This is a genomic window from Flavobacterium sp. 1 (assembly GCF_002797935.1).
In the GTDB taxonomy this organism is placed as follows: Bacteria; Bacteroidota; Bacteroidia; order Flavobacteriales; family Flavobacteriaceae; genus Flavobacterium.
In genome coordinates this window covers 327,115-350,714 of the sequence record NZ_PGER01000001.1, presented here as the reverse complement: position 1 = coordinate 350,714, position 23,600 = coordinate 327,115, and the positions used below count along the sequence as shown (strand labels likewise).

The 23,600-nt window shown below is 33.9% G+C and carries 25 protein-coding genes; 15 read left to right on the top strand and 10 right to left on the bottom strand.

The window, feature by feature from the left end; genetic code table 11:
- The first annotated feature begins 210 nt into the window (after nt 1–210).
- The 6 genes from CLU83_RS01615 (at nt 211) to CLU83_RS01585 (ending at nt 6,620) form a co-directional block, all read left to right on the top strand.
- A complete protein-coding gene (locus CLU83_RS01615; RefSeq protein ID WP_100430001.1) occupies nt 211–1,797 on the top strand; it encodes a capsule assembly Wzi family protein in 1,587 nt (528 codons plus the stop codon).
- Nucleotides 1,798–1,985: 188 nt separating this feature from the next.
- A complete protein-coding gene (locus tag CLU83_RS01610; RefSeq protein WP_100430000.1) occupies nt 1,986–2,552 on the top strand; it encodes an L-threonylcarbamoyladenylate synthase in 567 nt (188 codons plus the stop codon).
- Between the two features lie 65 nt (nt 2,553–2,617).
- A complete protein-coding gene (locus CLU83_RS01605; RefSeq protein ID WP_100429999.1) occupies nt 2,618–4,033 on the top strand; it encodes a CCA tRNA nucleotidyltransferase in 1,416 nt (471 codons plus the stop codon).
- A gap of 57 nt (nt 4,034–4,090) precedes the next feature.
- Entirely contained in the window at nt 4,091–4,372 is a 282-nt protein-coding gene (locus CLU83_RS01600) for a hypothetical protein (protein WP_100429998.1), read from the top strand.
- A gap of 285 nt (nt 4,373–4,657) precedes the next feature.
- A complete protein-coding gene (locus tag CLU83_RS01590) occupies nt 4,658–5,677 on the top strand; it encodes a COX15/CtaA family protein (RefSeq protein WP_100429996.1) in 1,020 nt (339 codons plus the stop codon).
- 172 nt (nt 5,678–5,849) lie between these two features.
- Nucleotides 5,850–6,620 carry a CDP-alcohol phosphatidyltransferase family protein gene (locus CLU83_RS01585; protein ID WP_100429995.1) on the top strand — a complete coding sequence of 257 codons (771 nt, stop codon included), beginning with the start codon at nt 5,850–5,852 and terminating at the stop codon, nt 6,618–6,620.
- A 63-nt stretch (nt 6,621–6,683) separates the two neighbouring features.
- Here CLU83_RS01585 and CLU83_RS01580 read toward each other — a convergent pair whose 3' ends face one another.
- The 9 genes from CLU83_RS01580 to CLU83_RS01540 form a co-directional block, all read right to left on the bottom strand.
- Nucleotides 6,684–7,289 (bottom strand): thioredoxin family protein, encoded by a 606-nt coding sequence (locus CLU83_RS01580; protein WP_100429994.1) that lies wholly within the window; start codon nt 7,287–7,289, stop codon nt 6,684–6,686.
- Between the two features lie 12 nt (nt 7,290–7,301).
- The gene (locus tag CLU83_RS01575) at nt 7,302–7,778 is read right to left on the bottom strand and encodes a TlpA disulfide reductase family protein (RefSeq protein ID WP_100429993.1); all 477 of its coding nucleotides are present in this window, start codon (nt 7,776–7,778) and stop codon (nt 7,302–7,304) included.
- Between the two features lie 389 nt (nt 7,779–8,167).
- On the bottom strand, nt 8,168–8,938 hold the full coding sequence (locus CLU83_RS01570; protein ID WP_100429992.1) for a LytTR family DNA-binding domain-containing protein: 771 nt from the start codon (nt 8,936–8,938) through the stop codon (nt 8,168–8,170).
- Between the two features lie 31 nt (nt 8,939–8,969).
- Nucleotides 8,970–9,410, bottom strand: a complete 441-nt coding sequence (locus CLU83_RS01565; protein ID WP_100429991.1) for a 2TM domain-containing protein — start codon at nt 9,408–9,410, stop codon at nt 8,970–8,972.
- Nucleotides 9,411–9,508: 98 nt separating this feature from the next.
- Nucleotides 9,509–9,814 carry a 2TM domain-containing protein gene (locus tag CLU83_RS01560; RefSeq protein ID WP_100429990.1) on the bottom strand — a complete coding sequence of 102 codons (306 nt, stop codon included), beginning with the start codon at nt 9,812–9,814 and terminating at the stop codon, nt 9,509–9,511.
- 22 nt (nt 9,815–9,836) lie between these two features.
- On the bottom strand, nt 9,837–10,142 hold the full coding sequence (locus CLU83_RS01555; protein WP_100429989.1) for a 2TM domain-containing protein: 306 nt from the start codon (nt 10,140–10,142) through the stop codon (nt 9,837–9,839).
- Between the two features lie 63 nt (nt 10,143–10,205).
- Nucleotides 10,206–11,561 carry a histidine kinase gene (locus CLU83_RS01550; RefSeq protein WP_100429988.1) on the bottom strand — a complete coding sequence of 452 codons (1,356 nt, stop codon included), beginning with the start codon at nt 11,559–11,561 and terminating at the stop codon, nt 10,206–10,208.
- Between the two features lie 16 nt (nt 11,562–11,577).
- Nucleotides 11,578–12,198, bottom strand: a complete 621-nt coding sequence (locus CLU83_RS01545; RefSeq protein ID WP_100429987.1) for a hypothetical protein — start codon at nt 12,196–12,198, stop codon at nt 11,578–11,580.
- A gap of 238 nt (nt 12,199–12,436) precedes the next feature.
- Nucleotides 12,437–14,596, bottom strand: a complete 2,160-nt coding sequence (locus CLU83_RS01540) for a TonB-dependent receptor (protein ID WP_100429986.1) — start codon at nt 14,594–14,596, stop codon at nt 12,437–12,439.
- Nucleotides 14,597–14,736: 140 nt separating this feature from the next.
- On the opposite strand from CLU83_RS01540, the gene CLU83_RS01535 reads away from it, so the two are divergent.
- The 8 genes from CLU83_RS01535 (at nt 14,737) to CLU83_RS01500 (ending at nt 20,698) form a co-directional block, all read left to right on the top strand.
- Complete coding sequence (locus CLU83_RS01535; protein ID WP_100429985.1) at nt 14,737–15,195, top strand: DinB family protein; 459 nt, start codon at nt 14,737–14,739, stop codon at nt 15,193–15,195.
- A 223-nt stretch (nt 15,196–15,418) separates the two neighbouring features.
- Nucleotides 15,419–15,871, top strand: coding sequence for a YciI family protein (locus tag CLU83_RS01530; protein ID WP_100429984.1), 453 nt, complete (start codon nt 15,419–15,421; stop codon nt 15,869–15,871).
- A gap of 55 nt (nt 15,872–15,926) precedes the next feature.
- The gene (locus CLU83_RS01525) at nt 15,927–16,187 is read left to right on the top strand and encodes a hypothetical protein (protein ID WP_100429983.1); all 261 of its coding nucleotides are present in this window, start codon (nt 15,927–15,929) and stop codon (nt 16,185–16,187) included.
- On the top strand, nt 16,184–16,573 hold the full coding sequence (locus tag CLU83_RS01520) for a VOC family protein (protein WP_100429982.1): 390 nt from the start codon (nt 16,184–16,186) through the stop codon (nt 16,571–16,573). The genes CLU83_RS01525 and CLU83_RS01520 overlap by 4 nt, the downstream gene beginning before the upstream one ends.
- Before the next feature lie 117 nt (nt 16,574–16,690).
- Nucleotides 16,691–17,971 carry a chloride channel protein gene (locus CLU83_RS01515; protein WP_100433572.1) on the top strand — a complete coding sequence of 427 codons (1,281 nt, stop codon included), beginning with the start codon at nt 16,691–16,693 and terminating at the stop codon, nt 17,969–17,971.
- A gap of 11 nt (nt 17,972–17,982) precedes the next feature.
- Complete coding sequence (locus CLU83_RS01510; protein ID WP_100429981.1) at nt 17,983–18,585, top strand: HPP family protein; 603 nt, start codon at nt 17,983–17,985, stop codon at nt 18,583–18,585.
- 417 nt (nt 18,586–19,002) lie between these two features.
- Nucleotides 19,003–19,545: a hypothetical protein gene (locus CLU83_RS01505; protein WP_100429980.1), complete on the top strand. Its 543-nt coding sequence runs from the start codon at nt 19,003–19,005 to the stop codon at nt 19,543–19,545.
- A gap of 94 nt (nt 19,546–19,639) precedes the next feature.
- Nucleotides 19,640–20,698: a nucleoid-associated protein gene (locus tag CLU83_RS01500; protein WP_100429979.1), complete on the top strand. Its 1,059-nt coding sequence runs from the start codon at nt 19,640–19,642 to the stop codon at nt 20,696–20,698.
- Nucleotides 20,699–21,185: 487 nt separating this feature from the next.
- Here the strand turns inward: CLU83_RS01500 and CLU83_RS01490 are convergent, their stop codons facing one another.
- Complete coding sequence (locus CLU83_RS01490) at nt 21,186–22,250, bottom strand: hypothetical protein (RefSeq protein ID WP_100429977.1); 1,065 nt, start codon at nt 22,248–22,250, stop codon at nt 21,186–21,188.
- Between the two features lie 418 nt (nt 22,251–22,668).
- On the opposite strand from CLU83_RS01490, the gene CLU83_RS01485 reads away from it, so the two are divergent.
- The gene (locus CLU83_RS01485) at nt 22,669–23,562 is read left to right on the top strand and encodes an ABC transporter ATP-binding protein (RefSeq protein WP_100429976.1); all 894 of its coding nucleotides are present in this window, start codon (nt 22,669–22,671) and stop codon (nt 23,560–23,562) included.
- Nucleotides 23,563–23,600: the final 38 nt, after the last annotated feature.

The following is a 23,600-nucleotide window of genomic DNA, read 5'->3' as shown; positions in this document are numbered from 1 at the left end:
AAAGGTTTAATTTGGATTACTTATACAAATATTCTCCTCAATTCAATGTGATTTTATTAAAAAACATCTTGCGCTTTTAAATTTGAATTTAAAGGCATTACAACATTCACAAAACGTATACTGTTTAGTTTTAGTCAAGAAATAAAATATAAAAATTACCTTTGTGTTTTTAAACAATAGAATACCCCCCTTGTAAACAAATACCGATATATGAACATACAATTTCGAATTTTAATTTTCTTATTAATTAGCAACAACTTATTTTCGCAAAACATCCCTGTAGGATCTATTGATTTAATAGAACAAAGAGGAAGAAACGAACAACTACTAGGCAATGGAAACCCTTTAATTTCCTTTACTTTAAGGCCTTTAGCATTAGATTTAATTGACTCTACGCAAACAAAATCAACTGAAAAGCTAAATATAAAAGCACTTCCAATTACTTTAATCCAACAATACAATACTTTTTCTCCTTATGATTGGAATGATGGTGCCATGATTCCTGCCAAAGGATATCAAACTCTTCTAACTACTGGTTTATATGCTCAATATGGGATCTTGAGTGTACAATTAAAACCAGAATATGTATATGCTTCAAATCCTAATTATGAAATTTTCCCCTTAACGGAATCAAATGCAACTCGATTATTGAATGCCTATTATTTAAATTATACTGATTTGCCAGCTCCTTTTGGAGAAAACCACTATAGTAAATTAAACTGGGGACAAAGTAATATTAAGGTTAACATAAACAAATTTTCTATTGGTTTATCTACTGAGAACTTATGGTGGGGACCTGGAGTTAGGAACTCATTAATCATGAGTAATACTGCACCAGGGTTTTTACATTTCACCTTGAATACTAGAAAACCTGTAGAAACCATAATAGGAAGCTTTGAAGGTCAAATCATCTCAGGAAAACTGGAAAGTTCGGGTTTAACCAGTCCAAAATCGCAGTTCATAATTGATGGTGTAGATTATGAAATACCAAAATCTAATGATTGGCGCTACATCAACGGTATTTCGATAAACTATCACCCTAAATGGGTTCCCGGGCTTTTTGTAGGATTGAACCGTGCTTTACAGGTATATCGCGATGATATGGGAAGCGGTTTTTCTGATTATATGCCAATTTTCACTCCGTTTCAGAAAAATAATTTAAGTGGAGAAGATGCTAAAAGCAGAGATCAAGTAGCTTCTCTCTTTTTTAGATGGGCAATGAAAGAATCCAAGTTCGAATTTTATGGTGAAAGCGGCTGGAACGACCATTCCTCAAATATTTGGGACTTATTTGATTCCCCAGAGCATTCCAGAGCCAATCTTTTCGGTTTCAACAAAATATTTATGCTTAACAAATATAAAAACAAGTATTTAAAAGTAAATTTTGAAACAACCCATTTGGAACAGAGCGCCGATCGCATTGTAAGACCCGCAGGTGCTTGGTATATACATAGTATTATACTTCATGGATATACCAATCAAAGTCAAGTTTTAGGAGCAGGAATTGGACCTGGAAGCAACTTACAAACTTTAGATTTTAGTGTTTGGGAAAAAGACAAAGTATGGGGAATACAACTAGAACGTTATGCTCATAATATGGACTTTTATTATGATGCTTATACAGATTACGACCACAAATGGGTCGATTTAAGATTAAATACTTATGCTTATCGAAAATTTGGCAATTTAGGAGTTCAAGCAAAACTCAACTTTGCCCAAATGAGACACTTTCAGTATCAATTTCATGACAATAAAATAAACATGCAATTCCAAGTTTCATTACAATATCAATTATAAAAGACAAAACTCTTTGATATTTTAACCACTTTAAGTTAGTTTATTTTTCAATAGCCTCTTTAACAATATGAAATTATCTGTTGCTTTATGCACTTATAATGGCTAAAAATCATTAAAGAAAAATTTAAAACACTATAAACCAAACTATTGATAAAACAAGAGGAAAAAGACAATTAAATTAAAACAAAATGGACATCAATCAAGAAGTACACAACGCATTTGAAGTCATAAAAGAAGGCGGAATCATACTCTACCCTACTGATACCGTTTGGGGAATTGGCTGTGATGCTACCAATCCTGAAGCTGTTGCCAAAATATACAAACTCAAACAAAGAGCTGAAACTCAAAGTATGATTTGCCTGATGAATGGTGAAAAAATGATCTACAATGTTTTCAAGGAAATACCAGAAGTTGCTTGGCAAATTATGGATTTTTCCGAAAATCCTACAACATTAGTTCTAGACAAACCTCGAAATGTGGCTCCAAATATTATTGCACCCGATAATACTTTGGGTATTCGCCTTGTCAAAGAGCCTTTTTGTTTTAAATTGATGGAACGCATGAAAAAACCATTGGTCTCTACTTCTGCAAATATTTCAGGCCAACCTGCTCCAAAAAGTTTTAAAGAAATTAGTCCCGAAATTATAAAAGGCGTTGACTATGTTGTAAATTTGCATCGCGATAAAATTGCCGGAAAACCGTCCACAATTATTAAACTGACTAATGATTCCCAGGTAAAAGTGATTCGCAAATAGTTTGCAGTATTCAGTTTTCAGTTTTCAGTTAAATAACTTTAAACTTTAAACTCTAAACAAAAATAATGAACTACAAAGAAGCCTTAAATAATAAAATATTCGAAGTCATTTCGGAAGCATCCCAAGAACTTAATGTCGAAAGTTATGTAATTGGTGGTTTTGTGCGTGATTTACTTTTAAAAAGAGATTTCAAGAAAGATATAGATGTTGTCGCCGTTGGGAGCGGAATCGAATTAGCATTAAAAGTATCTGATTTGCTTCCTAAAAAACCAAAAGTACAGGTTTTCAAAACCTATGGCACCGCAATGCTGCGTTTTGAGGAAACCGAAATTGAATTTGTTGGTGCTCGAAAAGAATCCTATAATCTCGACAGCAGAAATCCAATTGTAGAAGATGGGACATTGGAAGACGACCAAAACAGACGCGATTTTACGATAAATGCCTTGGCTTTGTCACTAAACCCAAATACTTTCGGCGTTCTTTCAGATCCATTCAATGGTATTTCCGACTTGGAAAACAAAATCATAAAAACGCCTCTAGATCCGGACATCACTTTTTCAGATGATCCATTGCGTATGCTTAGGGGGATTCGGTTTGCCACTCAATTGGGGTTTGAAATTGACCAAAATTCATTGGACTCCATAACCAAAAATGCTGAGCGCATCAAAATCATTTCCGGTGAACGTATTGTCGAAGAATTGAATAAAATCCTTTCAACAGACAAACCTTCCGTTGGATTTTTATTATTGTTTAAAACAGGGCTTTTGGATATTATCCTTCCTGAGTTAACAGCTTTAAATCAGGTTGAAGAAATAGAAGGACACACCCACAAAAACAACTTTTACCACACTCTTGAGGTTGTCGATAACATTTGCCCAAACACAGACGATGTTTGGCTGCGCTGGTCGGCTTTACTACATGATATTGGAAAAGCACCAACGAAACGCTTCAACAAAAAACAAGGCTGGACTTTTCACGGACACGAATTTCTTGGCGGAAAAATGGCAAAAAAGATATTTGAACGCTTGCATATGCCATTGAACCACAAAATGAAATTTGTCCAAAAAATGGTTATTATGAGTTCCCGTCCAATTGTTTTGGCACAGGATATTGTAACCGACTCGGCGGTACGACGTTTGGTTTTTGATGCTGGTGAAGATGTTGAGAATTTAATGACGCTCTGTGAAGCCGATATCACAACCAAAAACCCGAATAAATTCAGGAAATACCACAGCAATTTTGAAATTGTCCGCAAGAAAATTGTGGAAGTCGAAGAACGCGACCACGTCCGTAATTTCCAACCACCCATTTCTGGCGAAGAAATTATGGAAATTTTCGACCTAAAGCCTTCACGCGAAATCGGAATGCTAAAAGAAGCCATTAAAGAAGCAATACTTGAAGGAGAAATTGCCAATGATTATGATTCTGCTTATGAGTTTATGATGAAAAGAGCAGAGAAGTTGGGATTGAAGAAAGTTTAACTAGCGTTTAGAATTATCTTTAAAGATTTTATTTAATTTTACTAAAATTAGAAACTTATGAGTACTTCCGATTTAAAATTAAAATTGATAGCGCAAATTATTGCAATTGATGATCGTTTTCTTTTAGATAGAATTGAAGAAATTACAAACTCTATCGAATCATCAGTTCATGAACCAACTTCAACGTATGAAAAAGTAGATTCTGAAAAAATTTACGTTTTTAACGAATGGCAACAAAAAAGAATTGACATTGCTTTAAAACAAGTTGAAAATGGCGAATATATTTCCGATGAAGAGGCTCAAATTGAAATAGAAAAATGGTTCGAAGAACAAGAATAATAGTTTGGACAAGCTTTGCCCGAGAATCTAGAACTTCCATTTTTTTATATTGGAACAAAAGAAATAAATCTAAAAGTTATAGTGAAAAATTTAATGTTTTATTCCAAGAATCATTGCAACAACTTATAACGTTTCCTGAAAGTTCAATAAAATCCAAGAATCAAAATATAAGACTGAAAATCTCTAGTCATTTTGAAATTATTTACTCAGTTTCTGACACTCATATTTTTGTCCTAGACATCTGGGACACCAGACAAAATCCCCAAAATTTCCCAATTAAATAAAATGAAAAATAACAAATCCGTAATTATCTGGCTTCTTTCTGGTTGCTTTTTAGTATTTATAATGGTTGTTGTGGGTGGTATCACCCGATTGACAAATTCCGGTTTATCAATGACCGATTGGCATTTGGTTACCGATACCTTTCCCCCTCTTACCCAAGCCAAATGGCAGGAAGCTTTCGACCAATACAAACAATTTCCTGAATACCAAAAAATCAACATCCACAACGATTTCACCCTATCCGATTATAAATTTATTTATTTCTGGGAATGGTTTCACCGTTTTATAGGAAGAATAATTGGTCTTGTATTTATCCTTCCGTTCTTTTATTTCTTGTTGAAGAAAAAAATTGACCGAGCCACTTTAAACAAATGTTTTATCCTTTTAGGAATGGGAGCTTTGCAGGGATTTTTTGGATGGTTCATGGTAAAAAGCGGTTTAGTCGATAATCCGGATGTGAGTCATTTTCGACTTTCCCTGCACCTGACTTTTGCTTTCATCACTTTTGCCTACACACTTTGGGTGGCATTGGATCTAATTTATCCTGATAAAAAAACTCCAATACTTTCCTTAAAAAAAATAGCTCGAATCACATTGATTCTTTTGCTTCTCCAAATAATCTATGGAGGTTTCGTTGCGGGTCTAAATGCAGGACTAATACACAATCATTGGCCAATGATGAGCGACGGGCAATTCATTCACGACAGCGTATTCATCGAACAAAAAACACTCTTCCTGAACCTAGTCGAAGGAAAAAGCGGTGTGCAGTTCGTTCACAGAATATTAGCATACGTTGTAGTAGGATTCATTTTATTCCTGTATTTCAAAGGCAAAAAGCACAACCTCAGCACCCAACAGCAAAATGGACTAAATGCTTTGGTAGCCATCGTTTTTCTGCAATTTATATTAGGAGTTTACACCTTGCTGTACCAGGTTCCGCTTTGGCTGGGTTTAGCTCACCAAGTCAACGCCTTTTTTCTTTTAACAGCAATGACGTATACTTTGCACCGATTGAGCAAATAACATTATTACTATAATTCAAAATGCTTTTATAGACAGATTTACTTCTTTGAAAAATCTGCTTATAAAAGCATTTTTTGCTGTTTTAACTTCTGTTTACTACTCTAATGCTTAAAATAGACTTACTTTTGTAGCCTGACTATATTGTCACATCTTATTATTTTCAAATCAAAAAATGTCTAAACTCGCCACACAAAATCAATTCCTTGACTTATCCGATTATGGAAGGCCATTTGCGATATTTTTTGCAAATCAGTTAAAAAATACTCGATTTACTCCCATACACATAACGCTGCTTTTTGGAATTTCGGGACTGATTGCGGTTTATTGTATTTTGAAAAACCATCACTTTTTAGCGTCTTTTTTCATCATTTTAAAATCAATAATTGATGCCGTTGATGGAGAACTTGCGCGTACAAAAAACACGCCCTCATATACTGGAAGATACCTCGACAGCATATTTGATATTATCCTTAATTTTTTGCTTTTAATGTCTATTTGCTATGTCTCCGAAACCACATTCTGGATTACACTTTTAGCATTTATAGGCATACAATTACAAGGAACTCTGTATAATTATTACTATGTGATTCTAAGACATAAATTAGATGGAGGAGACACAACCAGTAAAATTTTCGAAGACAAATCACCTCTTGCATTAGCAGGCGAAAGCCAAAAAACTGTAGATGTTTTTTTCCAAATATACACTTTCGTTTATGGTGTTTTCGATACCATTATCCATTATTTGGACAAAGAAGCTTATAAAGCAGAATCGTTTCCAAACTGGTTCATGACACTTGTTTCCCTGTATGGATTAGGCTTTCAATTACTGCTGATAGCAATTTTGCTGCCTTTGGGCTGGATAGAAATGATTGCTCCATTTTTCATCATCTATTCCGCATTGATATTTGTTTTAATAGGAATTCGAAAAGTTTACATAAAATAAAAAAGAGTAAAAACAAACTTGTTCTTACTCTTCTTCAGTTCCATAAAATGGCAAATTATTTTATTATTTCTTTGCTTTAATCGAACAGCCTATTGCTTTTGTAGTTTCTGGCGAAGGTGTTTTTCCGCTTTCAAGAGCCGCAATAGCATTTTCAAGGTATTTCTCTTTTACATCATTAGCACTATCCACATTATCGTCAATGGCTCCAATATATTTTACAACAAGGTTTTTATCCAATAAAAAAGCGTGCGGCGTTTTAGTCGCTCCATATTGAGGATATATTTTTTGACCTTCATCAAACAGATATGGGAATGCAAAACCTTTTTCTTTAGCTCTGGCTTTCATTAATTCAAAACTGTCATCAGGCTCTACTGCCGGATCATTCGGGTTAATCGCTAATAAAACATATCCTTGCGGTTTGTATTTTTTAGCCAAATCATTAATCCTGTCTTCATATTTTTTAGCAAAAGGACAATGATTACACGTAAAAACGACTATAAAGCCCTTTGCCGATTTAAAATCCGACATGCTGTACGTTTTCCCATCAACTGATTTTAATTTAAAATCAGTGGCTTTATCTCCAATTTTATAGGGAGCTGGAGTATCAACAGTAAATCCCGAAATAAAAAGAACAGAGACAAACAATAAAAGACCTGACAAAATTTTCATAATATAAATGGTTTAGTTAATATTCTTGTTTACATATTCATTGAGTTCTTCATAGCTTGAAAAGATTCTTTCAGCAAAAATTTTCTTCCCGTTTTTGATAATTAATGTCGCCGGTATTGAGCCCGACCAGTCTTTACTAACTATCGGAAGCCAAGAATTATAATCCTTATCCGTAAGGAAAACCACCTCAGAATTAATCTTTTTATTTTTCAAAAACGGCAGTAATTTAGTTTCATACTGGTTCTTAAAATCCAAACTTACAAGCACCACTTTTACACTTTTATTTTCCGAATTTAATTTTTCAAAATAGGGTAATTCTTTCACACAGGGCGCACACCAGGTAGCCCAAAAGTTGACTACATAAATGGTATTTTTATCACTCAAAACCTCTTTTTCCAAAGCAGTATAATTATCATAAACGGCTGCTTTTTGAGCAAGAATTGCATTCGAAAACAGAAGCGGAAAAACTAAATAGAGTAAATATTTCATCTTATAAAATTAGTTTGTGACTGAGTAAACGAATGTACAATCTTTAAATAATTTTAGGAAAATGATTAACAAAAAATTATCAGTATCCGACTAAAAATCCAAAACCTAAAAATCTTCAAAAAAGAAAAAATATCTTTCTAGTATTTGAAATAGAAGAGACAAGTGTCCTTTAAATTTAAGATTACCGATTTCGCACATCCATTTGTTTTAAGCGAAAAAAAACAAGAATTGAATTCTTGCTTCTTCATCTTAAAAATCATTAAAATTTCAGCTTATTTAGACCTTTTTTGGTTTTAAAATCGTCATAAACAAAATCTATACACAATACTTAACTTATACAAATTCAGTATTTTAAAATAAATTATATCAATGATGATTTTAAGTAATTTTCAGCCAATCCAATTTTTGAAATCCGACACCTTTTCACGGCTTACAATCACATCATCATCCTTATAAGTAGGCAAAATAATCTTTAATCTGGAATTGCTGTACACTGTTATTTCCTTTATCGCCTTGAGCGGAATAATGAATTTTCGGCTGATTCTATAAAATTCTGAAGCGTCAATTTCCTGCTCCAAAACTTCCAAAGTGGAGTCCAATAAATAATTTCTGTTATCGAAAGTATGAATATAAGTTCCTTTGTTTTCGCTAAAAAAACATTCAATTTCATCAGTAGAAATCACCTTGAGGTGCTGGCCTATTTTTACGGTAAATCGTTTTTTGAATGTTTTTTCAAAAGGGTTTGAAAACATTTTTTTGATTTGTTCAAAATCCAGCTGCAATGATTTTTTCCCTGCAGAAAGTGCTGACTCAAAACGGTCTTTGAATTTCAAAACTGCAGTCTCCAAATCATCCTCATCGATGGGTTTCAAGAGGTAATCGATGCTGTTTAATTTGAATGCCTTTAGTGCATATTCATCATAAGCTGTCGTGAAAATTACTGCACTTTTTATATTTATTTTTTCGAAGATTTCGAAGGACAGACCATCGGATAATTGTATGTCCAAAAATATTAAGTCGGGATGTTCATTTTTTGAAAACCAGTCAATTGATTCTTCTACAGAATGCAGCATTACTTCCGCCTGAATATTAATTTTTTCTAATTTGCGCTGCAGTAATCTTGCCGCCGGTTTTTCGTCTTCTATTATTATTGTGGTCATTTTTTTTAGGATAGAAATTAGAACATAGAAGTTAAAGGTTAGAGATTGCAGTTATAGTATTCAGATTGCAGATTTTCAAATTCCCTAGAGTACTTTTCTGTTTTTCTGAATACTCCACCTCACTCCCACTTTTTGTTTTTTCTTTATCCATAAACTCCCTAATCTTCTTTTCTTCCCAGTCGGCACTAAAAAAAAGGTTTCTTCCAAAAACTGATAACCCATGTGCCAGCAATCCTATTCCCCAAAAGAAAGCTGTAGAAAAAGTTTCCCATTTAAAAAAAAACTCGCTTCCTATTTCACTTTTATTAAATGCTGATATGATTATAAATGCATTTACAAGCACATAAACTAACGCGTGTATATAAAAACCTTTGATTCGCTTTACTCGTTTATAAGCCAATTCATATCTTGTATCTGGATTGAAATTTTCATCCTGAAAATTTTCAAATAACTGTTTTCTATATCTTCTCATTGTGTTTTGTTTTTATTATTAAATAGAAACTAAGATTCTAAGCCGCTAATATTTAAAACCTAGATTATCAAAAACTTAGATTCTTAGCAGCTCATCTATTATTCCCACGTTTTTGTAGTTGGTTTTTCCTTTTCCATTAATTCTTTAACTTTCCTTTCCTCCCATTCTTTATTAAAAAATGGTGCAAAATTAAAAACTTTCAGCCCATGCAGAACAATCGCTATCCCCCAGCCCAACAAACTCCACCAAAAATATAAATATTCTGGTGATGTCATAAGGTTTACGACTATTACAATTGGATTACAGAGAACATAAACCGTCAAATGCTCATAAAATTTTTTAATCTCCTGTACTCGTTTTTGAGCTTGATAATAGCGTTCTTCCTCAGCATAATTTGTTTCCATTTCTGTTATTATGTAAAGTTTATTATTCCCAAGTTTTTTTTGCCTGTTTTTCTTTTTCCATAAATTCTTTCACTTTTCGTTCTTCCCAGTCTTTGCCTAGAAAAGGCATATAATTAAACACTTTTAAACCATGAAAAACAACTCCAAATCCCCACCACAATAAAGGCCAATAAAACCACAAATGATTTGGAGAAGTCGTTAAATTTATTGCTATTAAAAAACAATTGACCACAATATAAGAAATTAGGTTTCCATAAAACCCTTTTATCTCCTCTACTCTTTTTTTCGCTATAAAATAGCGCTCTTCTTCTGTATATTGATTTTCCATGACTATTGAAATTTTTAGATTTTAAATTAAAAACTGAACACTAAAATGCTGAACCGCTTACTGCTATTTCCAATTTTGTTTACTTTCTTCTTTATTTAATATTTCCTTAATTTTCCTTTCTTCCCAGTTGCTTCCGTATCCAAAGATCTTAAAAGCATGCATAATCAAACCAAATCCCCAACCGCAGGCAGAAAACCAAAACCACTGAAATTGTGGCATATAAGTAAGATTAACAAAAACCAGAACCGGAATCACGCAACAATACGAAATCAAATTTCCGTAAAATCCTTTAAGCTGTTCCACTCTCTTTTTAGCTCTGTAATAAGCCCCGTTTTCCATGTAATTAAAAGTTGTTTCCATAACACTGATTTGTTTAGTTAAAATAGGAATCTTAACTGTAAATGTTTTTTCATTCTGTTCTATCAAAACCTTTCGGCCGGTGATAATCCCGTAGCGGTCTACAATATTCTGTAATCCAACTCCCTGACGGCTTTGCATTACTTCCTTCTTTTGAAAATCATTTTGAATAACCAAATAATCTCCCTCAATGAATATCCGAATGTGTAACGGTTTTTGTTCGCTGACCACATTGTGCTTTACCGTGTTTTCCAATAACAGCTGCAGCGAAAGCGGCACCACTTTGGCATCAGGATTTATAACTGTTTCTGGTAATTCATAAAACAGGCTGTTCTCAAAACGCATTTTCAAAAGATTCATATACGTTTTGGCAAAAGACAGCTCTTCGGCAACCGAAACCAGTTCTTTATCTTTTTGTTCCAATACATACCTGTAAATTTTAGACAAAGAAGTAGTAAACCGCTGTGCATTGTCTGGATTTTCTTCTATCAATGAACTCAAAACATTCAAGCTGTTAAAAAGAAAATGCGGATCAATTTGGTTCTTTAATGTCTCAAACTTTGCGTTGGCAGTTCCGGCTATAATTCGCTGTTGGGTTACTTCGGTTTTGGAAGCCTGTTTCCATTTTACCATAAAGCTTCTGGCCTGCATAAAAGTCGAAACTCCCAAAGATAAAATGATGTAAAAAAGGTGTACCCAAATCATTCTTTCGCTAAAAAAATTTCCTAAAGGCAGATTTTGAATAACCACAAAAACAATATAATTTACTCCTAAAACTGCAGGAACTGTGTACAAAACAGTAACCATGATTCCAAAATATACTCTTAAGTTAGTTTGCTCCAGCCAATCCCATTTTCTGTCCAAAAGAACATTAAGAAAACCATTGCCAAAACCCAGCCCGAAAGAGTAAAGACAACTTAAAAAGAACGTAAGCAATACATTTTTTATGCTCAAATCAGCACCCAGAAAAGCTGAAAATATTACTGTAAAGACCATAGAAATCTTGAAACACATAATCGTTCCGCTTCTCAAATTTCCAAATGTATTTCTATGATCTTTCATAAGTAAGCTAAGGTATTTATTTACAGTTTTTTTGCGATTCCAGAGCTCTTTCTAATCCCCATTTTGGAGAGAAAGAAGTTTCGGGTTTAAAAGTACCAAAAAGTTCAACAGCTTTATCAATCTGAGCACATAATGGTTTTGTATCAACACCTGTCCATTTTGCTCCTCCCAGCTGATAATCCGCTTCACCAAAAACAACTCTTGGATTGTTAGGGTCTATCGCTTTTCCTTTTGCGTAAGCTTCCATTACTTTAGCCGAGTATTTTTGTCCGTTTGTCATTGGATCAGCAACTACCCAAGCCGTGTAAATCAAAGCCTGCATTGCATACAATTCGGCATTGTTTTGGTCTTTAATCATTTCAATGTCTAAAGCATCCTGCGCTTTTGTAAGCATCAAATCGAGTTTTGTTTTATCTTTTTCAGTAAAAGCTGCAGTTGTGTTTATCAAGGCAACATAATAGTTTGGCAAATAACTGTTTTTTTCTGCAGATGCTATTCTTTCGAACATTGCCGAAGCTTCTGTATTTTTTCCTTCTTTCCAAAGCCCGAAAGCTTTACCCATTCCTTGTTCAAATTGTGTTTGTGCAGATAATAAACTGCAGATAAAAAAAGCGATTGTAGTGATAATTTTGGTCATAATTTCTAGTTTTATTTAATTAATTACTAAGTTTTTGAGATGCTATTCTCTATTTTTTTTGATGATTGAAACGGTTAATAAATTTATACTTCAAAAGTATTTTAGTTCTAACGGATTTAAAATTTAAAACTGCTCAACTGTAGATTTTTGAGGATGAATTGTTTTTTTTAAAGATTCTGAGATTCTGAGCTGCTAAGTTTTTTTAAACCCTTAAACGATTAAACAATTAAATCTTTCTCTAAAGATTCTTCAGCTGATTATCGTTTTTATTCTGGCTGATTGTCCAGAAGAAACCAACGAAGAAGAATCTGTCTGCAGTCGGTGTAACGGCTTGCCTGTTATAAACCCCGTTTGCATCAGGCAATTTAGCATAATCGTATCCGTAAACATTTTGGCTTCCTAAAATATTCGAAACTGAGAAATAAAGGATTTTTTGCGTGGTCAATAAATAGGCCCAGTTAAAACTCAAACTGTTGTATGATTTTGTTTTTCCGTTCATGAATTTTGTTTCGTTTGGATTATTATACGGTCTTCCTGTGCTAAAACTATTCGTGAACCCGATTTGTGATTTCCAATCGGTAATGAAATATTTGGTTACAATTGATAAACTATGATTGGCAATAAAATTTGGAGTTGCCATAGTCGGGAAATTTTTATAATCTCTTTCCGAATCAATATAAGAATACGAAATCCAATATTCTAAGTTTTTATACAAATTACTGTCTCTCCAAAATAAATCCAATCCTTTTGCATACCCCGAACCATTATTGCTGAAAAATGAATTGTACTGAATCTCTTTCGTATCATATTGAACCAAATTGCTGTAATCCTTATAATACCCTTCGGCTCTAAAAGTCTGCCCCGGTTTTGTAAATTGGTAATTCAAAATATAGTGTCTTGCCTTTTCGCTCTCAAACTGATGGTATTTTGAATATTTGATGTAATCTACCACAGGAGTTTGAGTAAAATCTCCATAAGCAAAAGAAAACTGACTGCTTCTTGAAACTTTATAGGCAACCGAAGCTCTTGGAGCAATATTGGTTTCCTCTAATAAACTATTATTCGAAAGTCGTAAACCAACCTTTAAAGCTAAATACTTAGAAAACAGAATATCTCCTTCGGTATAAAAAGCAGCAATGTTTGAGTCGTAGCCATTTGAAGCTTTAAGCGCAATGTTATCATCAAAATTTTCATTGAATTTTGTAATAAAGTAATCTGCGCCAAAAGACAAATTAAAATAATTTGAAAAATGTTTTTTCAGCTTCAATTTCAATTGCGCGGCGTTTTCATCGCTGTCAACATCACTTTCATTAAACTTTACTTTATTAGTATTGTAACCATAACTTATTCCTGAAATTAAGTGCCAGCCTGTTCCAAAAGTTCCATTGTAAGAAGCATTCAGATAGAAATTATTATTATTTAAATCGGTTCTGATTTTATCCTCGAAGTTTATATTTTTCTGATTCAAATCAAATTTTGATGAATCAAACGCTGCATATAATTTGAAGATTCCGTTTGTAAAATGATAACGGTATACCGTTTCGCCGGATAATGACTGATACGGGCTGTTCCAATCTACATCTTGAGGAATCACTGCCTGATAAGGCGCAAGATTTATATAAGCAGTATTTACGCTCAACGAACTTTTTTTCCATTTTTGCGTATTCCCTAAACCCAGCCCAACGGTCATAAAAGAAATATCCGTTTTATTTTGATCCGGTTCGTCTTGTGTATTTAAAAGCAATACACTTGACAAAGCCTCACCATATTCAGCAGAATATCCTCCAGTAGAAAAAGAGATACCGCTAAACAAAAAAGGAGAAAAACGGCCGCGTGTCGGCAAATTATTAGTGGATGCTCCATAGGGCTGCGCTACCCGAATTCCGTCAACAAAAGTTTGGGTCTCGCTTGCCTCTCCTCCGCGGACAAACAAACGGCCGTCTTCACCAACAGTTTGTGTTCCTGGCAAAGTCTGCAAAGCAGCAACAATATTCCCTGCAGATCCCGCAGTAGTAACAATATCCAGTGGTTTAAGAACTGAAACTCTGGCTTTATTGCCAGATTCTAATGTCCCAGCCGTAACAATAACCGCATCAAGAGCATTTACATTTTCTCTTAATTTAACAGTTTGGTTTTTAAAATTAGCAACATCTATTTCCTGTTTGTATGTATCATAAATTAAAAAACTCACTATCAGGAACTGATTTCCAGTTGCTGTTGTTTCAAAAGAAAATTCACCTGTTCCAGAACTTGTCGCCCCGTCATAAGTCCCTTCAATGTAAATACTGGCTCCTGCAATTGGTTTTCCTTTTTCATTGGTAATTTTACCCGAAATAGTGTTTTGCGAAAATAATGCTAAACTAAACAAAGAAGCTAATGCTAAAAAAATGGTTTTCATAAATATTGGTTTTGATGTGGCAAATGTATTTTAACAATTTTAGTTAAAAAACATTTAAAAACCCAATTGTAGAAATTCATGGATGAGTTGTAAATTACTTATTTGTATCTTAGCTATTATGAATTGCAAAAATCATCGATATGTCAGAAAGCAAAAGAATTTCAAATCTGTATCAGTCCATTTACAATGGCAATCCGTGGCTTGAGGTCACTTTGGCAGACACTTTAAAAGATATAAATGCACAGCAGGCTTACAAGAAAATCAATCCTAATTTGAATACAATCTGGGAAATTGTCAATCACCTTATTCAATGGAGGAAGAACATTTTGAGACGCGTTCAAGGGGAAACCGTTATAACTCCTGACCATAATTATTTTGTACCCATTATAGACCCATCCGAAGTAGCTTGGGTACAATCGCAGCAAACTCTCGCTAAATCTCAGGAATCCTGGAATGCTTTTTTTGAGAATTTTAACGACAAAGATTTCGAAAAAATATACGTCAACAACAATCACACCTATTACGAACATATTCACGGAATAATTCAGCATGATGTGTACCATCTTGGACAGATTGTTATTCTCAAAAAGTTAGTATAACCCATTGGGTGCAATTATTTTAAACACATAGAAACATAGATTTTGTATGCTCAAAAAGGAGGCGTTTCACTTATTTGAAACCCGCATAGTTCTCTATGTGAAAGAAATGTATTTCTTTTTTTGTTTTCTTTTTTAAATAAAGTCTATGTTTCTATGTGTTTAATAAAAATTTTATGAATTACACCCAACGAGTTTAGTTTAATATTCTTTAAAAGATATTTACATGAAAAAAAATATTTTCATAGCCCTATTTTTATGCATCATTGCAATTGGATTTTCACAGGAAACCGAATCTAAATATGATGAAAAACTCGCCAAATCCCTAAATGCAGATGAACGCGGCATGAAACAATACGTATTCTGCCTTTTGAAACCCGGAAGCAACACCACCGCAACCGCCGAAGAAAAGAGTGAATTCTTTAAAGGTCATATGGCTAATATTGGTCGATTGGCAAAAGAAGGAAAACTTGTTGTGGCTGGCCCTTTCGGGAAAAACGACAGAAACTATCGGGGAATTTACATCTTTAATGTTACTACAATCGAAGAAGCAAAAGCGCTTGTTGCCACAGATCCTGCTATACAATCCAACTTACTTGAAGCCGAATTGACTCCTTGGTATGGAACTGCAGCATTGCAGGAAACATTGAAGATTCATGAGAAAATAACGAAAAAATAGTTGTAGCTATTTCATTAAGAATCAATTTTATTCTAAAACCTTAAACCAAGAAAAAATGCCACATCTCCTAGCAACACTCAGAAATGTCCCTTTTGAAACCATCAAAGAAGTTTTAGAAAACGACAGAGCCTTTCATGTTTTCGAAGAGATGTATTTGGAGCATATTTGGCAAAATGCAGATGATGAAAACGAAGTGCTGTTCCTTTTTAGAATCAATTCAATAGCCAACACAAAAAAATTAATTGACAAACTGCACACCAAAACATTGGAACAAAACCCAAACGCCAATTTGCCTAACATGATTTATTTACAATGATAAACATAAACAAAGTACACCACATTGCCATAATCTGTTCGGATTATTCAAAATCCAAACATTTTTATATTGATGTTTTAGGATTAACCGTTATTCAGGAAATCTATCGTGAAGAGCGGGATTCATATAAACTTGATTTGGCTCTAAATGGCGATTACATCATCGAATTATTTTCGTTTCCCAATCCGCCAAAACGCCCATCCAGACCGGAAGCTACAGGTTTAAGACATTTGGCTTTTGAGGTTTCGAATCTGGATGAAACAGTTGCTTTCCTGAACTCTAAAAATATCGAATCCGAGCCTATCCGAATTGACGAAATGACTCAAAAACGTTTTACTTTTATCGCAGATCCTGATGAACTTCCTATTGAATTTTACGAACGGTAAATTACTGAATCAGTAATTTTAACATTTTAAATAACACCTTTTTGTCTTTAATTATGAATTTGAATGCCTAAATTTGCGATTCGCATAAAAAATGCGGTTCAAAAAAATTTACTTCTGATGAATAAAACGGCGCAAATCAAAAAAAATCATCAATTCATAAAACTCCGAAAATTAGTTATCGTTTCCGTTTTAATAGGCTTTCTTTCGGCATTTTTAGGAATTTCACTCAAAAAAATTACTGAGTACTATGAGGAAATCTTCTTTCATCAAGTTACAGTAAATCCGCTTTTTTATATTCTTTTTCCCGTTTTTGGACTTTCCGTAATTTATTTTTTAAGACAATATCTTTTCAAAAAAAAGGAAAACAAAGGCATCAAAGAAGTTTTTGAAAGCACGGAGTCAAAATCAAAAAACCTGCCGACTTATAAAATTCCATCACACTTTATAAATGGCTTATTGACTGTGATTTTTGGAGGTTCAACTGGAATTGAAGTGTCAACGGTTGTTGCTTCGGCCACTATCGGTTCTGTAGCCCAGCAAAAAGAAAATATATTCCGCCAGTACAAAACAGAATTAATCTGCGCAGGAGTTGCAGCGGGAATCACTGCTTTGTTCAGCAGTCCTGTTGCGGGAATTTTATTTGCCATTGAAGTTATCTCTAGAAAAGTAACCCGTACTTTTATCATTTCAAATGTAATTGCGGTTTCCATTGCTTTCGGATTGCTTTCGATATTAAACGAAAAACCATTATTCACCGTTTCTATTACCACTTGGCATTTAAAAGCAATTCCTTACTTCATCCTTTTAGGGATTTTGGCAGGAATAAATTCGGTTTATCTCACAAGATGCGTGCTGTTTTTCAAATCCCAATTTTCAAAAATAGAAACCCATTATTACAAAATCATATTAGGTTCGGCAGTTTTAAGCATTTCGCTGTTTATTTTTCCACAATTATACGGAGAAGGTTATCACTCGCTGAAAGTTATTTTTGGCAGTTCTAATGAAATTCCGCTTACAATAACTTTAGCTCTTACTTTTATCGGAATATTAATTTTAAAGCCTATTGTAACTTCGATAACCTTAGCTTCTGGCGGTGATGGAGGTGTATTTGCTCCCAGTCTTTTTATTGGAGCGTTTTTAGGATTATTACTGGCTTCTGTTTTAAACACTTTTTTCAGCACACAGGTAATTCCGCTTAACTTCATGATTATAGGAATGGCCGCTGTCCTAAGCGCTAGTATCCACGCACCTTTTACAGCCATTTTCCTAGTTTGCGGATTAACGAATGATTATACATTATTCATTCCTATTTTGGCAGTCTGCCTGATTTCAAAATACACGGCAAAAATGATTTATCCGTTTACGGTTTATTCCTATTCCTCTAGTTTAGCAAAATAATATATTCCCCCATGCCAGTTCAAAAAATAAAGCGAACCTATCGCAAAACGAAATACATCCTTTACAAAGAAACTTTAGTCGATTATAAAGAGCAGTTTTGGTCATTTTTAGGCTCATTTGTCGGCATCGGAATCTTGGCTTATATCCAATCCATCCACTTTAAGGGAAACGATGCTGTGTATTTAATTGGTTCTTTTGGAGCATCGAGCGTCTTGGTTTACGGCATTATCCAAAGTCCGTTTTCACAGCCCCGAAATTTGGTTGGAGGACATTTAATTTCGGCATTAATAGGCGTTACCGTCCATAAATTAATCCCCGATATCATCTGGATTGCCGCTCCCCTAGCCGTTTCTTTTTCCATCATTTTAATGCAGATTACCAAAACCCTGCATCCCCCTGGAGGAGCAACCGCTCTTATCGCCATCATCGGATCGGACAAAATAAAAGCCTTGGGCTACATGTATGTGTTCTCGCCGGTTCTTATTGGCGTCCTGATTTTACTAATCACGGCTTTAATTTTTAATAATATGACTCCGAGCCGAACATATCCGAGCCACAGCACCTACCACAAACATTATCACAAAATCAGAAAACGACTAACCGGAAAGAAGTAAGTTTCATTCAGTTATTGATTTTGGAGCAGAAAGATTTGGCTTTTTCAGTCGGCATTGGTCCCGCTATCCGTTGCAATCTTTTTATTTTTAAAGGAAAAATAAAAAGGATTTCCACTTCTATCGGGGCTAAGCGAGAGATTTAGCTCCTTTGCCATTATCCAAAAAATTAACCGCAAAGGGCGCAATGATTTTAGTTTTGTTGAAAAACGCAAAGAACGCAAAGCTTTGCGCCCCTAGCGGAATACATATATAAGGAATAAAAAATCTTTGCGGTCTTTGCGGTGAATAAAAGGCTTGGTTATTTTACCACCACAAATCAAATCAGCTCCCTTCAAAATCTTTTCAACAAATCCCAATTCATAAATTTAAAATCTAAAATTAAACTTTACATTTGCTCTTTCAATAAAAACAAAGATTATGGTTTATAAATTCAGAGTTATTCTAGATGCCGAAGAAGACATTTTTAGAGACATAGCAATACTTGCAGAAGACACTTTAGAAGATTTACACAATGCTATTTTCAATTCATTTGGCTTCGACGGAATGGAAGTAGCTTCTTTCTACACCTGTGATGAAACTTGGAATCAAGAGGATGAAATTTCTATGTTTGATACAGGAGATGTTCCTGGTGAGCAAAAAGTAATGAGTGACTATCAATTATCCGATATATTAGACGAGCAAAATACCAAGATTATTTACGTTTATGACTTTATCAATATGTGGACTTTCCTAGTGGAATTAGCCGCTGTTGAAGAACAGGTTGTAGGTAACATATATCCAGAAACTATATTTTCTCACGGAGAAATGCCAGACGAAGCCCTCGAAAAAAACTTTGAAGCCGATGACATGCACAATGATATCTACGGCGAATTTGAAGACGATCTAGACCAAGATGATCTAGACATGTTCGAAGGAGACGACAGTTTTGAAGATTATGGATTTGAGGAGAATTGGAATTAGAATAAAACGACAATAAAAATCAAGAGCCAAGAGTAAAGACTTTAATTCTGTCTTTTTTCTTGGCTCTTTCATCTATCATCTAAAAAACAAAAAAATGATAAACTTATACAACACGCACATTGAAACGCTATCCATACACCGTGTGGGAAACATGAGCCGTAACGAGCCTCTTTTTTTATCGGAAGAACCATTTAAATTAAACGATGAGATTGTGCCTTTGATGAAAGAGTTTTTCTTTAAGCCGTTTAAGGAAAAAGAAGAAAACTACTTTCAGTTTGCTCATGAAGTAGATTTGGACTACAATGACATGTTTAAATATGCAACGGAAATCTTCAACAATCCAAATGCTTTGCATGATATTTCCAAAAAGATAACTAATCATCTTTTTGAACAATCCAATCATCCGCATATCAAAAATGGCGAGGTATATGTGACTTATTTGACCAATTTAAGCATTGACAATAATGTGGTAGATGCTATCGGAATTTTCAAAAGCGAAATCCAATCCGACTTTTTACAGTTTGAGGAAAAAGGAACACAATTGGAAATGATCCTGCAGCATGGAGTAAGCTTAAACAAACTGGACAAAGGCTGCTTGATTTTTAATTACAAAAAAGAAGAAGGATATAAAATTCTTTCTGTGGACAGCAACCGTTATGATGCCAGATATTGGCTGGAGCATTTCCTTTCGGTTGATGCATTTGAAGATGAAAATTTCATCACCAAAAAATACTTGAAATTCTGTCAAGGTTTTGCCAAAGACGTTGTTTTCCCTGCCGAAGACAAAAAAGAAGAGGTAATGTTCATGAACCGTTCTGTGAATTATTTTGCAAAAAATGATCAGTTTGAAGAAACTAATTTCTTAAATGAAGTACTTGATAATCCTGACTTAATTCCGGAATTTAAAAACTACAAAGTTGACAAAGGAGAGAAATACAGTATCGAAGATGTAACTTCATTCCCAATTGCAAACGCTGCAGTAAGCGACGCAAGAAAATCAATCAAGAATGTAATCAATCTGGACACACATATCCAAATCAAAATGGATTTTATCAATCCTGAAAGTGCTGAAAAATTTGTGGAAAAAGGCTGGGACGAAGAAAAACAAATGTACTATTATTTGGTTTATTTCAACAAAGAAGAAAAATCATAATTTTTGATTTTAAAATAACAAAAACTCTTAAATAGAGATTATAATTTATAATCCTCAACTGCTTAGGTAGTTGAGGATTGTTTTTTTATAACAATAAATCATCCGGAAAAAACAAAAATAATACCTTTGTAAGATTTACATTTCTTTACGACAAAAAAAGCGTTTTTTATCGGTTTTATTTGAATAATAGCAAAAAATAATATATGTTTGTTAAAATTATACCCCCCACATTATGAGCTTATTAGAATTAATGTCAAAATTTGTTGACAAAAAAACCGCCTGTTCCATTTTTGGCCATAAAATAGTGACTGTCAGAAACGTAACAAACCACTTCAAAGAATACAAGTGCACAGTTTGTCAAGTAGAATTAACAAACGATCTGCAGGATAAAAAAACATTTTTAACTCCTCGGTTAAAAGAAATAAATGAGACTTTATTGAATCATTATAACAGAAAGCATCTTTCTTCTATGTAATTTTTTCAGTTGTTAAAATCCTGGTTTGAATAAATTAGCGCTATTGAAGTTTCTGGTAACAAATTCAAAAGCGGCGCTCAATACATTCCCCATTGATTTTGCATTTTTAAAATTCATGTCGTTTGTATAACGGTACAATTCTTGTTTTAACTGACTAAGATTTTCATCGTTAGAAATAAAGTCGTTGCCCATAATTTTCATCAGAATCTTAATCCGGTTTTCGGCGGTATTGATTCTTTTGGCCAGAGCAGAACGCTCTTCATTTTTATACTGCTCTATAGATCTGTCTTGAAGTTTTTCTTTAATATTTTTTATCATAGGATAATTTTCCTTGAAAAACTGCGGACGATACACTTTAAAATTACCTTCAAAACACTGCTGGTCAAAATCAATCGGCCTGATTTTATACACCACCTGATCAAAATCGTGAATCGGGATCACTACATAATTATACGATCTCATATCGCCCAATAAACGGATCATACAGCGTTCGTTAAATTTCACGAATTCTTTTGCAATTTGAGCCTTTTCGGTTTCACTGCATTTATTTAATAATGTCTGCATAAAAACATCGCCGGGAATTCCAGTAATATGCTCTTCGATCAAAGTATCTTTGAAAACTAAAAAATTAATTTTGTAGGGTGATAATAAATGCTCCAATTCCAATCCGTACACTCTGGAAGCATCTGCTTTTTTGATATAAAAATAGGTGTAATTGTCATTCAGGATATTTCGCACTTTGATACGGAATGGTTTTGAATTTCCAAAAGTACAATAGTCAATGGCATCCACATTTAAGTACTGAAGAATATCAGTATTTCCGTCTGAATACAATAATGAATATACTTTTTTTAAATTTAAATCGATTTCATCCCGTTCATATTCATTATAATAGACTCTAATCCATAAAGTATCTTGGTCGTTTTTATCAAAAACATTAATTGAACCTGAAAACCGCAAAAGATCATCATAAATTATTGGTTCTTTTGATACAAGATCAAATCGTTCCAAGTAATTTAAAAGTGCATTATTGATAGGATAACAGGGTTTTTTAAAAAACATTAAGGGCTCGCTCATTTTGAATACATTTGTTACAAATTTACATTAAAACCCTTGTATATTCTAGGTGTGACGCCATAAAAATCATTAAAATTTGAATACAAAAGGCATGCTTTTAAAATATCATGAACTAAAAATGCATTTTTCTAAAACAAATAACATTCTCTTATTTATCACGAGTTTTTTTGCGTGAGGGATTAAAGTGGAGCTCTTTTTTCTTTATCAATTGCCTCGGGTTTAAACCCGAGGCAATTGATAAAGAAAAAAAGCGGGAACGGAAAGCCCGACCCGACTTTTTTGAGGGTCACGCCCACATGAACTTAAATGAACTGATGAAATAAATCGAAATATTGCTGTTTAGAATTAAACGACAAAAAATCAACGGCATGAGTAACAAAAAACAAATTAGCTCGTCCTATACAAAAAACGATATACTTTGGAAACAATACTTTCAATTCAGAATCTCAACAAGCGTTATGGAGGCCTTCAAGCTTTAAAAAATGTTTCATTAGAAATAACAAAAGGCAATGTCTATGGTATTCTGGGGCCAAATGGAAGCGGAAAATCAACTACTCTAGGCATTATTCTTAATGTAGTGAACAAAACTTCGGGAGAATACAGTTGGTTTGGCGGTAATCTTCAAACGCACGAAGCTTTAAAAAAAGTGGGAGCTATTATTGAAAGACCCAACTTTTATCCCTATATGACTGCTGAACAAAACCTGAAATTGGTCTGCAAAATAAAAAATATTGATTACTCTAAAGTAGATGAAAAACTGGAATTGGTAGGTTTGACCGAAAGAAAAAACAGCAAATTCAGCACATTTTCTCTAGGTATGAAACAGCGATTAGCGATTGCTTCGGCCTTATTGAATGATCCTGAAATTTTGATTCTAGACGAACCAACAAACGGATTGGATCCGCAGGGAATCCACCAAATCAGAGACATTATCAAAAAAATTGCTTCCAAAGGAACTACCATTTTATTGGCTTCTCACCTATTAGACGAAGTTGAAAAAGTATGTTCGCATGTATTGGTTTTAAGAAAAGGCCAAGTGCTTTATTCTGGTCCTGTTGATGGCGTTTCGTCTAATGAAGGTTTCTTCGAACTGCAGGCTGATGATACCGAAAATTTAATCCGCATTTTACAGGCTCATCCTTCCGTAGATAAAATCACAGCAGCCGATGCAAAAGTTTTGGTTTACCTAAAAGCAAATTTAGAATCAAAAGATTTGAATCAGTATCTGTTTGCAAATAATATTTGTTTGAGTCATTTGGTAAAACGAAAAAACAGCTTGGAAGAACAGTTTTTAGAATTAACGAAACAATAACAAAAAATCAATTTCAATAGCAAAAAACAATAATAACG